This window comes from Streptomyces sp. NPDC048297 (assembly GCF_043201585.1).
GTDB lineage: Bacteria > Actinomycetota > Actinomycetes > Streptomycetales > Streptomycetaceae > Streptomyces.
The window spans coordinates 36,076-48,700 of sequence record NZ_JBICZA010000036.1; the positions used below are offsets into that span (position 1 = coordinate 36,076).

The 12,625-nt window shown below is 72.5% G+C and carries 10 protein-coding genes and 1 pseudogene; 3 read left to right on the forward strand and 8 right to left on the reverse strand.

The window, feature by feature from the left end; genetic code table 11:
• Positions 1–15 precede the first annotated feature (15 nt).
• On the forward strand, positions 16–1,464 hold the full coding sequence (locus ACGFYV_RS31020) for a glycosyltransferase family 39 protein (RefSeq protein ID WP_393881834.1): 1,449 nt from the start codon (positions 16–18) through the stop codon (positions 1,462–1,464).
• Between the two features lie 59 nt (positions 1,465–1,523).
• Here ACGFYV_RS31020 and ACGFYV_RS31025 read toward each other — a convergent pair whose 3' ends face one another.
• On the reverse strand, positions 1,524–1,919 hold the full coding sequence (locus ACGFYV_RS31025; protein WP_393881835.1) for an NTP pyrophosphohydrolase: 396 nt from the start codon (positions 1,917–1,919) through the stop codon (positions 1,524–1,526).
• Positions 1,920–2,246: 327 nt separating this feature from the next.
• Between ACGFYV_RS31025 and ACGFYV_RS31030 the strand changes: the two genes are divergently transcribed.
• Positions 2,247–3,272: a hypothetical protein gene (locus ACGFYV_RS31030; RefSeq protein ID WP_393881836.1), complete on the forward strand. Its 1,026-nt coding sequence runs from the start codon at positions 2,247–2,249 to the stop codon at positions 3,270–3,272.
• Between the two features lie 345 nt (positions 3,273–3,617).
• Here ACGFYV_RS31030 and ACGFYV_RS31035 read toward each other — a convergent pair whose 3' ends face one another.
• From ACGFYV_RS31035 to ACGFYV_RS31060, 6 genes and pseudogenes are all read right to left on the reverse strand, one after another.
• On the reverse strand, positions 3,618–5,747 hold the full coding sequence (locus ACGFYV_RS31035) for a 3-hydroxyacyl-CoA dehydrogenase NAD-binding domain-containing protein (RefSeq protein ID WP_393881837.1): 2,130 nt from the start codon (positions 5,745–5,747) through the stop codon (positions 3,618–3,620).
• On the reverse strand, positions 5,744–6,961 hold the full coding sequence (locus ACGFYV_RS31040) for a thiolase family protein (protein WP_393881838.1): 1,218 nt from the start codon (positions 6,959–6,961) through the stop codon (positions 5,744–5,746). The genes ACGFYV_RS31035 and ACGFYV_RS31040 overlap by 4 nt, the downstream gene beginning before the upstream one ends.
• A gap of 314 nt (positions 6,962–7,275) precedes the next feature.
• A pseudogene (locus ACGFYV_RS31045) lies at positions 7,276–7,380 on the reverse strand (hypothetical protein); the annotation flags it as partial.
• 156 nt (positions 7,381–7,536) lie between these two features.
• Positions 7,537–8,823: an HRDC domain-containing protein gene (locus tag ACGFYV_RS31050; protein WP_393881839.1), complete on the reverse strand. Its 1,287-nt coding sequence runs from the start codon at positions 8,821–8,823 to the stop codon at positions 7,537–7,539.
• Between the two features lie 135 nt (positions 8,824–8,958).
• On the reverse strand, positions 8,959–9,618 hold the full coding sequence (locus ACGFYV_RS31055; protein WP_393881840.1) for a LuxR C-terminal-related transcriptional regulator: 660 nt from the start codon (positions 9,616–9,618) through the stop codon (positions 8,959–8,961).
• A gap of 278 nt (positions 9,619–9,896) precedes the next feature.
• Positions 9,897–10,574, reverse strand: coding sequence for a DUF3000 domain-containing protein (locus tag ACGFYV_RS31060; protein ID WP_393881841.1), 678 nt, complete (start codon positions 10,572–10,574; stop codon positions 9,897–9,899).
• A 148-nt stretch (positions 10,575–10,722) separates the two neighbouring features.
• On the opposite strand from ACGFYV_RS31060, the gene hemE reads away from it, so the two are divergent.
• Entirely contained in the window at positions 10,723–11,790 is a 1,068-nt protein-coding gene (gene hemE, locus ACGFYV_RS31065; RefSeq protein ID WP_393881842.1) for a uroporphyrinogen decarboxylase, read from the forward strand.
• Between the two features lie 10 nt (positions 11,791–11,800).
• Here hemE and ACGFYV_RS31070 read toward each other — a convergent pair whose 3' ends face one another.
• The gene (locus tag ACGFYV_RS31070; protein ID WP_393881843.1) at positions 11,801–12,625 is read right to left on the reverse strand and encodes a rhomboid family intramembrane serine protease; all 825 of its coding nucleotides are present in this window, start codon (positions 12,623–12,625) and stop codon (positions 11,801–11,803) included.

The following is a 12,625-nucleotide window of genomic DNA, read 5'->3' on the forward strand; positions in this document are numbered from 1 at the left end:
GATAGCGTGCACCCCATGCTCGCCGTCCCGCTCGCCCCCGCACCGACCGTGGCCACCCGGACGGCGTACTGGAGACAGCTCTTACCCGCCCTCGCGGCTCTGGCCGCTCTCACCCGGATCCCGTCCTTCGTCCGGCCGCTGTGGAACCCCGACGAGGGCTATCTCGCCGTCCAGGCACGCCTGCTCGCCCAGGGCGGCCGGCTGTACGAGACGGTCGTGGACCGCAAGCCGCCCGTGGTGCCGTGGCTGTACGAGGCCGCCTTCGCGGTGTGCGGATCCGGAACCCTCACCCCGGTACGGGTGCTCGCCGTCCTCGCCCAGCTGCTCACCGCCGTCCTGCTGGCCTCACTGGCCCGGCGCCGCTGGGGCGACACCGCGGGCCGCACCGCCGGGGTGCTGTACCTGCTGGTGTCCGTCGGGCTCAACCCCGAGGACGCGCAGGCCGCCACCTTCGAGGTGTTCATACTGCCCTGCACCGCGGCAGCCCTGTGGTGCGCCGACCGGGGCCGCTGGGGCGCCGCCGGGGCCGCCGTCGCCTGCGCCTTCCTCACCAAGCAGACCGGCGGCGCGGTGCTGGTGCCGGTGGCCTGGCTGCTGCACCGCTCGCCCGCCCCGCGCCCCGGAGCGCTCCGCCTCGCGGCCGGCTTCGCGCTCCCCGTGCTCGCCGCGGCCCAACTGACGGACCCCGCCGGATTCCTGTTCTGGACGGTCACCGGATCCACCGCGTACGCCACCTTCACCGGCTCCGAACTCCACGTCCTGGTCCGGGCGCTGACCAACACCGCGATCCTGGCCGTGGCCTGCGCCGGCCTGGTCCCGCCGGTCGTACGGGCCCTGCGCACGGCCGGAGCCGCGACGGCCGACCTGTGGCTGTGGCTGGCCTCCTCGGCCGTCGCGGTCACCTTCGGCTTCCACTTCTTCGGCCACTACTACCTGCAACTCACCCCGGCCGCCGCTCTGCTGGCCACCGCCGCGCTGCGCACCCTGCCCCGGGAACGGCTGACCGCCGCGCTCGGCACCTCGGCCTGCTGCTGCGCCCTGTTCCTCGCCTGGGGCCTGCTCGCCCCGCGCCCCGAACTCACCCACGCCCAGCGCCTCGCCACCGCCCTCGCCCACCGCACCGGCCCCGACGACCGGGTCCTGGTGTGGGGCATGCACCCGGAGACGTACTGGCTCGCCGGCCGCACCCCCGCCACCCGCTACCTCACCGCCGGCCTGCTCACCAACTACAGCGGTGGCCGCGACGGCCCCGAGGTGGGCGAGAAGTACGCCGTCCAGGGGACCTGGCCCGTCTTCCGCGCCGAACTCGCCGCCCACGCCCCCGCCCTGGTCGTCGACGACTCCCGCGGCAAGCCCTACGCCCCCGATCGCCTCCCCACCCTGCGCCACCTGCTGTCCGCCCGCTACGAGGAGGTCGGCAGGGTCGACGGGGCGGTGCTGTATGCGCGGGTGACGGGGGAGTAGAGGGGGAGGGAGCCCCGCGTGCCGTGGGCCCGGAGGTGTGGGCCCGGCGTGTGGCGGGGTCAGGCGAGGGCGGTGCGGGGGCCCGCCACCTCGGCGCCCAGGTCCGTGACGCGGCGGCGCAGTTCGCGGTCGGCGGTGATGACCAGGCGGTCGCGGCCGGCGGAGCCGGCGACCAGTTCCACGATCCGGTCGTCCCCGCTGCCGGGCGCCGATTCCACCCGTACCCCGGGCACGGACTCGACGCCGCGTGCCGCGCCCTCCACGACGAGCACGATCTCCACCGGATCCGGCCGGCCGGGCAGTCCGCCGGCGGCCAGCCGGTCCCGCAGCCGTTCGGCCGCGCCCTTGCGGTCGCGCCACCAGCCGTCGGGCCGTGAACCGACGACGTTCGCACCGTCGACGATCGCGAGCAGGGGATCGTCCGTGTCCGGGGAGCCGGGGGCGTCGTCGTCCATGGCACCAGGGTCGCACGTCACCCGCACACGGGCGCGGCCCGGCTTTGCGACGGGCCCCACGGGGGCCGGGGCATGGTGGGGTGGCGGGCGAACTAGGGGGTGTCGTTTGGATCAGGCCGGCCTGGACCGACGGTGCGGACCGGCCGACCCGAGCGGGGTCTGGTGCGTGCAGATGCAAGGCGGAGGAGGGAGTCGACGCGATGGGGGTCCCCCCGCGCGAGCGAAGCCGAGCGTGGGGGAGTCGGCGAGTGACGACAACGCGGCAGATGTGCGTGCCAGGGCCCGCGACGCCGGGATGATCCAAACGACACCCCCTAGAGTGAACCGGTGAACGGCGACTGGCTCATGCGAGGCCGTGACGGCCGGCTCAGTGTCCACCAGCAGTCGGGCGAGGCGGTCTGGTGCCGGGCGGAGCGCGGACCGGGCGGCGCCTGGACCGAGCCCCGCCCGGTGGGCGGCGACCAGAGACTGCATCCCGTGCTCGCCGTTGGCCAGGGCACGGACGGATACGCCCACCTCGTCTCCTGGCGGCCCACGGCCAAGGGCGAGTCGGGCCTCGTGCACTCCACCCACTTCCGCGCGCGCCTCGCCGCCCTGGACTGGACCCCGATCGGCCACCCGAACAAGAAGGGCGGCCGCACCGGCACACCCGCCGTCGCGGTGGACGCGCAGGGCCGCGCCCATGTCTTCGTGCGCAACGCCGGGGGCGGGGTGAGCCTGCTCGCCCAGAAGGAGAAGGGCGGCTGGGAGCCCTGGCGGGACCTGTCGGGCGATCAGGCCCACGACGTCCAGGACGGACTCGCGGCGGTGACGGGGGAGTCCGGCAGGGTCGAGCTGTACGCGTCCGCACCGGGCGCCGTCCTGCACTGGTCCCAGGAGGAGCCCGGCGCCCGGCCCGTCCTCCGGGAGACCCTGCAGACGCCGGTCCGCCCCGGCACCCTGCGCGCCCTGGCCACGTCACCGGAGCGGACGACCCTCTTCTGCACCGACACCTCCGGCGACCTGCGCGCCTGGCGCCCCGGCACCGAGCCGGTCACGCTGCTGCCCGCTGCGGGCCACGGCCCGGTCGCGGCGGTCCGCTGTGAACTCGACGGCTACGACTGCACGTTGCTGGCCCAGCGCTCGGCGGGCGGCCGGGTCTCCTTCGCCGCCTACCCGACCGAACTGGAGTCGGCCGGCGCATGGTGGACGGAGTCCGGGCCCGAACTGCCCCTGGACGCACGGGTGTGCCTCGCGGTGGACGAGGACGAGCGGGTCGTCGCGGCAACGTTGTCCCCGTCCACCGGCCGGCTCCTGCTGACCCGGCGCAAGGACGAACCGGGGCTGGCACTGGAGGCGTGGCGGCAGGTGTGAGCGGCACCGTGCGCCGAGGGCTGGCGAGGGCGGGCGAGCGCTGCTGAGGGCAGGCTGCTGAGGGCTGCCTTGGGTGGTCGCGGGTGGTCGCGGGTGGTCGCCGGACCGGTGCCCGCGCAGGGCGACCGGCTGATCCACTCCGTGGCGATCCCGGACGCGGGTTCCCGGGTACGGCGGCACCGGCCGCCCGGCCGGAGTCCTGATCCGCCCCCCCGGCGGCCACGCCACCCCGCCCGCCGCGCACGGACCGGCCGCCGGGACGCCGCCAGGACGGCGAAGGGCCCCCGCCGAAGCGGAGGCCCTCGCCATGTCACGTCATGTCACGCCATGACTTGTCACCGGGTGTTACGCGGGGACGCTCGCCACGCCCGGAGCCAGGAACGTCTTGCCGTTGACGCGCTCCGAGACACCCTCGCGGTCCAGGTACGGCGTGATGCCGCCCAGGTGGAAGGGCCAGCCGGCGCCCGTGATCAGGCACAGGTCGACGTCCTGCGCCTCGGCCACGACACCCTCGTCGAGCATGAGCCCGATCTCCCGCGCCACCGCGTCCAGGACGCGGTCCCGGACCTGCTCCTCGGTCAGCACGACATCGCCCTGCTTCAGCAGCGCGGCGACCTCCGGGTCCAGCTCCGGCTTGCCGCTGTCGTAGACGTAGAAGCCGCGCTTGCCCGCCTTGACGACGGCCGCGAGGTTCGGGGAGACCGTGAAGCGGTCCGGGAAGGCCCGGTTGAGGGTCTCCGAGACGTGCAGACCGATCGCGGGGCCGACCAGCTCCAGCAGCACCAGCGGGGACATCGGCAGACCGAGCGGCTCGACGGCCTTCTCGGCGATCTCGACCGGGGTGCCCTCGTCGATGACGTTCTGGATCTCGCCCATGAAGCGGGTCAGGATGCGGTTCACGACGAACGCCGGGGCGTCCTTCACCAGAACCGCGGTCTTCTTCAGCTTCTTGGCCACGGCGAACGCGGTCGCGAGCGACGCGTCGTCCGTCTGCTCACCGCGCACGATCTCCAGCAGCGGGAGGATCGCGACCGGGTTGAAGAAGTGGAAGCCGACGACCCGCTCGGGGTGCTTCAGCTTCGAGGCCATCTCCGACACCGACAGCGAGGAGGTGTTGGTCGCCAGGATCGCGTGCGCCGGGGCGACGGCCTCGACCTCCGCGAACACCTGCTGCTTGACGCCGATCTCCTCGAAGACCGCTTCGATGACGAAGTCGGCGTCCGAGAAGCCCTCGGCCTTGTCCAGGACACCGGTCACCAGCGCCTTGAGGCGGTTGGCCTTGTCCTGGTTGATCCGGCCCTTGCCGAGCAGCTTGTCGATCTCGGCGTGGACGTAGCCCACACCCTTGTCGACGCGCTCCTGGTCGATGTCGGTCAGGACGACCGGCACCTCAAGGCGGCGCAGGAAGAGCAGCGCGAGCTGGCTGGCCATCAGACCGGCGCCGACGACACCGACCTTGGTGACCGGACGCGCCAGGTTCTTGTCCGGGGCGCCCGCGGGACGCTTGCCGCGCTTCTGCACCAGGTTGAACGCGTAGATGCCGGCGCGCAGTTCGCCGCCCATGATGAGGTCGGCGAGCGCCTGGTCCTCGGCGTCGAAGCCCTGCTGGAGGTCGCCGTCCTTGGCGGCGGCGATGATGTCGAGGGCGCGGTAGGCGGCCGGGGCCGCGCCGTGCACCTTGGAGTCCGCGATGAAGCGGCCCTTGGCGACGGCCTGGTCCCAGGCCTCGCCGCGGTCGATCACCGGGCGCTCGACCTCGACGTCGCCCCTGAGGACGTTCGCCGTCCAGATCAGCGACTGCTCCAGGAAGTCGGCACCCTCGAACAGCGCGTCGGCGATGCCGAGTTCGAAGACCTGCTTGCCCTTCAGCTGCTTGTTCTGGTTCAGGCTGTTCTCGATGATGACCGAGACGGCCTTGTCGGCGCCGATCAGGTTCGGCAGCAGGGCGCAGCCGCCCCAGCCGGGAACGAGGCCGAGGAAGACCTCGGGCAGCGAGAACGCCGGGATCGCCGTGGAGACGGTCCGGTAGGTGCAGTGCAGGCCGACCTCGACGCCGCCGCCCATCGCGGCGCCGTTGTAGTACGCGAAGGTCGGGACCGCGAGGGCCGCGAGGCGCTTGAGGACCTCGTGGCCGCCCTTGCCGATGGCCAGCGCGTCCTCGTGCCTCTTCAGCAGCTCGACGCCCTTGAGGTCGGCGCCGACCGCGAAGATGAACGGCTTGCCGGTGATGCCGGCGCCGACGATCGTGCCCTCGGCGGCCTCCTTCTCCACCTGGTCGATCGCGGTGTTGAGGTTCGCGAGCGAGGCGGGGCCGAAGGTGGTCGGCTTGGTGTGGTCGAAGCCGTTGTCCAGCGTGATGAGCGCGAAGCGCCCGGCGCCGAACGGCAGGTCGAGGTGGCGGACGTGCGCGGACGTCACGACCTCGTCAGGGAACAGCTCGGCCGCACCCTTCAAAAGCTCAGCGGTGGTGCTCACTTGTCCCCCTCGAAGTGCGGGTTCTCCCAGACGACCGTCGCGCCCATGCCGAAGCCGACGCACATGGTGGTCAGGCCGTAGCGGACGTGCGGCTGCTCCTCGAACTGGCGGGCCAGCTGCGTCATCAGACGGACGCCGGAGGAGGCGAGCGGGTGGCCGTAGGCGATGGCGCCGCCGTACTGGTTGACGCGCGCGTCGTCGTCCGCGATGCCGTAGTGCTCCAGGAAGGCCAGCACCTGGACGGCGAAGGCCTCGTTGATCTCGAACAGACCGATGTCGGAGATGTCGAGCCCCGCCTTGGCGAGGGCCTTCTCCGTGGCCGGGATCGGACCGTAGCCCATGACCTCCGGCTCGACACCCGCGAAGGCGTAGGAGACGAGGCGCATCTTGACCGGCAGGTTGTTCTCGCGGGCGAAGTCCTCGCTCGCGATGATCGACGCGGTGGCGCCGTCGTTCAGGCCGGCCGCGTTGCCGGCGGTGACCCGCCCGTGCACCCGGAACGGCGTCTTCAGGCCCGCCAGGTTCTCCAGGGTGGTGCCCGGACGCATCGGCTCGTCCGCCGTCACCAGACCCCAACCGGTCTCGCCGGCCTCGGGGTTGGTACGACGCACCGAGATCGGCACCAGGTCCTGCTGGATCTTGCCGTCGGCGTACGCCTTGGCGGCCTTCTCCTGCGAGCGCACCGCGTACTCGTCGGCGCGCTGCTTGGTGATCGTCGGGTACCGGTCGTGCAGGTTCTCGGCGGTCATGCCCATGAACAGCGCCGACTCGTCGACGAGCTTCTCGGAGACGAACCGCGGGTTCGGGTCCACGCCCTCGCCCATCGGGTGGCGGCCCATGTGCTCGACGCCACCGGCGATGACGGCGTCGTAGGCGCCGAAGGCGATGGATCCGGCCGTGGTGGTGACAGCGGTGAGGGCGCCGGCGCACATACGGTCGATGGAGTAACCGGGCACGGACTGCGGCAGACCGGCGAGGATGCCGGCCGTGCGGCCGAGGGTGAGGCCCTGGTCACCGATCTGCGTGGTCGCGGCGATGGCGACCTCGTCGATCTTCTTCGGGTCCAGCCCGGGGTTGCGACGCAGCAGCTCCCGGATCGCCTTCACGACGAGGTCGTCGGCGCGGGTCTCGTGGTAGATGCCCTTCGGGCCCGCCTTGCCGAACGGGGTGCGGACGCCGTCGACGAAGACGACGTCCCTGACGGTACGAGGCACGATGGCTCTCCTCCAGGGTGCGGGGTGGCACAGCTGCGGCGCGCATGCGCTGAGCGCGCGCTCAGCCCCATGCTACTGCTGGGTAACGTAGCTGCACACCCCTGACGGGTGGAGCGGCGAAGGTCACACCGAGCACGTCGGAATCTTGGCCGAGAATCAGCGCCCGCGAAGGGACGCGGCGCTGCATCAATACGGCGCGACACCGCCTCGACATGCGGCTCCGCCGCGCGAACGCGACCGACCAAGAACAACGCACGTGCGCGACCGGCCACGGACCGCCCACAGCCGCCCGGTGTCACCAGTCCCGGCGGCGCTCAGGCGCTCTTCTTCGCCAGCGCGTCCACCAGTACCGGTGTGACCAGCTCGACCTGCCATGGCCTCGCCCCGTACCCGGCCAGCGCGACCGCCACGGACTCCGCATGCGGCTCCGCCTCGCAGACGCGACCAGCCAAGAACAACGCGCGTGCGCGACCGGCCAAAGGCAACGCACGGATGCGACCAGGCAAAGACAACGCGCGGGCGAGACCAGTCACGGACCACCCGCAGCCGCCCGGTGTCACCAGTCCCGGCGGCGCTCAGGCGCTCTTCTTCATCAGCGCGTCCACCAGTACCGGTGTGACCAGCTCGACCTGCCACGGCCTCGCCCCGTACCCCGTCAGCGCGACCGCCACGGACTCCGCCTCCGCCGCCGGAGGCTCCCAGCACAGGCGGCGTACCGTTTCCGGGGAGATCAGGTTCTCCTGCGGCATGTTGAGCCGCTCGGCCAGCGCCGAGACCTCGGCCCGTGCGGCGGACAGCCGTGCCGCGGCGGCGGGATCCTTGTCGGCCCACGCCCGGGGCGGCGGCGGCCCCGTCACCGGCTGGCCCGGCTGCGGCAGCGCCGTTTCGGGCAGGGCCTTGGCCCGGTCGACGGCCGCCTGCCACTGCTCCAGCTGACGCCGTCCCGTCCGGTGCCCGAACCCGTTCAGCGCGGAGAGCGCGTGGACGTTGGAGGGCAGCGCGAGCGCCGCCTCCACGATGGCCGCGTCGCTGAGCACCTTGCCCGGCGACACGTCCCTGCGCTGCGCGATACGGTCCCGGGTCTGCCACAGCTCCCGGACGATCGCCAGCTGCCGGCGCCGGCGCACCTTGTGCATCCCGGACGTGCGCCGCCACGGGTCCTTGCGCGGCTCGGCCGGGGGCGCGGTCGCGATCGCGTCGAACTCCTGCAGGGCCCACTCCAGCTTGCCCTGCCGGTCCAGCTCCTTCTCCAGCGCGTCCCGCAGGTCGACGAGGAGTTCCACGTCCAGCGCGGCGTACCGCAGCCAGGGGTCGGGCAGCGGGCGGGTCGACCAGTCGACGGCGGAGTGCCCCTTCTCCAGGACGAAGCCGAGGACGTTCTCGACCATGGCGCCCAGGCCCACCCGGGGGAACCCGGCGAGCCGCCCGGCCAGCTCGGTGTCGAACAGCCGGCTCGGCACCATGCCTATCTCGCGCAGGCACGGCAGGTCCTGGGTGGCGGCGTGCAGGTCCCATTCGACGCCGGACAGCGCCGAGCCGAGACCGGACAGGTCGGGGCAGGCGACGGGGTCGATCAGTGCGGTGCCGGCGCCTTCGCGGCGCAGCTGGACCAGATAGGCCCGCTGTCCGTAGCGGTAACCGGAGGCGCGCTCGGCGTCGACGGCCACGGGGCCGGATCCGGCGGCGAACGCGGCGATCGCGTCGGCGAGGGAGGTGCCGTCGGCGATCACCGGCGGAATGCCCTCGCGGGGTTCCAGCAGGGGAGTCGGCGCCCCCGCCACAGAAGATCCGGCGTCGTCCGGAGGGGTACCCCCGGTGGTACGCAGGGAACTGTCTGCTGCGGTCTCTTGGGCGTCGGTCACCTGTCAAGGGTATCCGTGCAACGACTGCACCCGTCGACGGAACGTTCCGTCGACGGGTGCAGGAGGGTCGTAAATCAGTCAGGCCGGTGAAACTTCCGGTCTCCCGGAGGGGGGTGGTGTCTGCCGCCGAACGGCTCAGTGGATGATCCCGGTGCGCAGGGCCACGGCCACCATGCCGGCCCGGTCGCCCGTGCCGAGCTTGCGTGCGATACGGGCCAGGTGGCTCTTGACGGTCAGGGCGGACAGGCCCATGGAGACGCCGATCGCCTTGTTCGACTGGCCCTCCGCGACCAGTCGGAGCACCTCGACCTCGCGTCCCGACAGCTCGCGGTAGCCGCCCGGGTGGCTCGGGGCACCCGGGGGGCGGCGGTGCATACGGGCGGCGGAACCGAGGGGGGTGGCACCGGGTCGGGTGGGGAGCCCGATGTTGGTGCGGGTGCCGGTGACGACGTAGCCCTTGACGCCGCCGGCCAGGGCGTTGCGGACGGCGCCGATGTCGTCGGCGGCGGAGAGTGCGAGGCCGTTGGGCCAGCCCGCGGCGCGGGTCTCGGACAGGAGGGTCAGGCCGGAGCCGTCGGGCAGGTGGACGTCGGCGACGCAGATGTCGCGGGGGTTGCCGATGCGGGGACGAGCCTCCGCGATGGACGAGGCCTCGATGACGTCGCGCACACCGAGCGCCCACAGGTGGCGGGTGACGGTGGAGCGGACGCGGGGGTCGGCCACGACCACCATGGCGGTCGGCTTGTTCGGGCGGTAGGCGACCAGGCTTGCGGGCTGCTCGAGGAGAACGGACACCAGGCCTCCTGGGTGGGGGACGGGGCCGGCTTGTGGGGAAGAAGCCGGGACGAACCGTGCTTTCAAGGTCACAGTCGTCTTCGGCAGCAAACCCGTCCGCCTTTAGAGAATGATCACTATCTAGTGAGTCACAATCTGTGCAATTCGGACACGCGATCGATCATCCGAAGATCGAGTCGGTTCGGGCCGGTGCGATTCGAGTGCGGAAAGTGGCCGTATCGACAAAGAGAGGGTCAATAAAACGATTGCGCGAGGTACGCACCGGACCGCCGCGGACGTCACCGGGACTGGGGATCCCTGCGCTGCGGCAGCGTGACCACCGAGGCGTCGCCGGGACCGGCCGGCGGCAGCCCCCCGACCTGCGCCAGCAGATCGCACCAGGAGGCCAGATGAGCGGCGGTGTCGGGGACACCGCCCAGACCCTCGCGGGGTGTCCAGGACGCGCGGATCTCGATCTGCGAGGCGGGCGGGCGGTCCGACAGCCCCCCGAAGTAGTGCGAACTCGCGCGCGTGACCGTGCCGCTCGGCTCCCCGTACGTCAGCCCCCGCGCCTGCAGCGCGCCGGTCAGCCACGACCAGCACACCTCCGGCAGCAGCGGATCCGCCGCCATCTCCGGCTCCAGCTCCGCACGCACCAGCGTCACCAGCCGGAACGTGCCGCGCCAGGCGTCGTGCCCGGCGGGGTCGTGCAGCAGCACCAGCCGGCCGTCGGCCAGGTCCTGCTCGCCGTCGACCGCCACGGCCTCCAGCGCGTACGCGAACGGGGCCAGCCGCTGGGGGGCGGGCGTCGGATCCACCTCGATCTGCGGCCGCAGCCGGCTGCCGCGCAGTGCCTCGACCGCCGCCCGGAAAGCCGGCGGCGCCGACGTGCCGGAGTTCCGGTCCGCCTCCTCGGTGTCCTTCACGTCGTCCAATCCGTCAGCGCTGTCCGACATTCGTCCCTGAGCCGCAGCCATGCGGGAAGAGTAAGGGGAACGGGCGCCCCGCGGGGGCCGAGACACCCCGCTCGGTCCTCTCGCCTGTCACCCGGGGCCGCCGCTTCCTCGCCTTTCACCAGGGGCCGCCGCCCCGGGGCGCGTACCGGCGTCGTGCGAGACTTGGCCCGTGACCGCCAACGACGCCCGCACGGGCCAGCAGCCGACCGCCACGTACGACAGCGCCTTCCTCAAGGCGTGCAGGCGCGAACCCGTACCGCACACCCCCGTGTGGTTCATGCGCCAGGCCGGCCGCTCCCTGCCCGAGTACCTCAAGGTGCGCGAGGGCGTCCCCATGCTCGAGTCCTGCATGCGGCCCGAACTGGTCACCGAGATCACGCTCCAGCCCGTGCGCCGGCACGCGGTGGACGCGGCGATCTACTTCAGCGACATCGTCGTCCCCCTCAAGGCCATCGGCATCGACCTCGACATCAAGCCGGGCGTCGGCCCGGTCGTCGAGCGGCCGATCCGCACCCGCGCCGACCTGGACCGGCTGCGCGACCTCACCCCCGAGGACGTCCCGTACGTCACCGAGGCCATCGGCATGCTCACCCGCGAGCTGGGCGCCACCCCGCTGATCGGTTTCGCGGGCGCGCCGTTCACCCTGGCGAGCTACCTGGTCGAGGGCGGCCCGTCGCGGACGTACGAGAACGCCAAGGGGATGATGTACGGCGACCCCGAGCTGTGGGCCGACCTGCTGGACCGCCTCGCCGACATCACGGCCGCCTTCCTGAAGGTCCAGATCGAGGCGGGCGCGAGCGCGGTCCAGCTCTTCGACTCCTGGGTCGGCGCGCTCGCCCCGGCCGACTACCGCCGCTCCGTCATGCCCGCCTCGGCGAAGGTCTTCGACGCCGTCGCCGGATACGGCGTCCCGCGCATCCACTTCGGTGTCGGCACCGGTGAGCTGCTGAAGCTCATGGGCGAGGCCGGTGCGGACGTCGTCGGCGTCGACTGGCGCGTCCCGCTGGACGAGGCCGTCCGCCGCGTCGGCCCCGGCAAGGCGCTGCAGGGCAACCTCGACCCGACCGTGCTGTTCACCGACAAGAACACCGTCGAGGTCAAGGCCCGCGAGGTCCTCGACGCGGCCGCCTCTCTGGAGGGGCACATCTTCAACCTCGGCCACGGCGTCATGCCGAACACCGACCCCGACGCCCTGACCCGGCTCGTGGAGTACGTCCACACGCAGAGCGCCCGCTGAGCGCGGCCGGTCACCACACCTGACGGGGCCGGGCCTGCCTGCCGAACAGCAGGCGGGGCGGCTCCGGCGGGGGCGGGGTGCCGGGCCTGAGCGGCCAGGCCAGCAGCATGCCCGCCACGAAGCCGACCACGTGCGCCGCGTAGGCCACCGTGCCCGCGCCGGAGACGCCGTGCCCGGACGAGTACACCGCCTGGAGCCCGAACCAGAAGCCCAGCATCAGCCACGCGGGCAGCCGCAGCGGCAGGAACACCAGGAACGGCACCAGCACCCAGACCCGCGCCGTCGGCCACAGCACGATGTAGGCGCCGAGGACACCGGCGATCGCGCCGGACGCGCCGATCAGCGGGTCGGCCGAGCCGGCGTTCAGCAGCGCGTAGCCGTAGCCGGCCGCGTAGCCGCAGACGACGTAGAAGAGGAAGTAGCGGATGTGGCCCATCCGGTCCTCGACGTTGTTGCCGAAGATCAGCAGGAACAGCATGTTGCCCAGCAGATGCAGCCAGCCGCCGTGCAGGAACATCGCCGTGAAGACCGACAGGGGCGGCCACTTGGTGTAGGCGGGCGGTGCCACCACACAGCCCGGACCGTGCGGCCCCACGCCCACCGCGCCCGTCGGGACCAGATGGGGCGGCTGGTGGTGGATCAGCTCCCGGGGGACCGCCGCGTACTGGTCCATGAAGGCCTGGAGATGGCACAGCCGCGCCAGGTCGCTGCCCCCGGTCACGGATCCGGCCATGCCGGGCATGGTGAGGAACACGAGCACGTTGGCCGCGATGAGGGTGTACGTCACGTACGGGGTGCGGCGTACGGGGTTCACGTCATGGACGGGGATGACCAC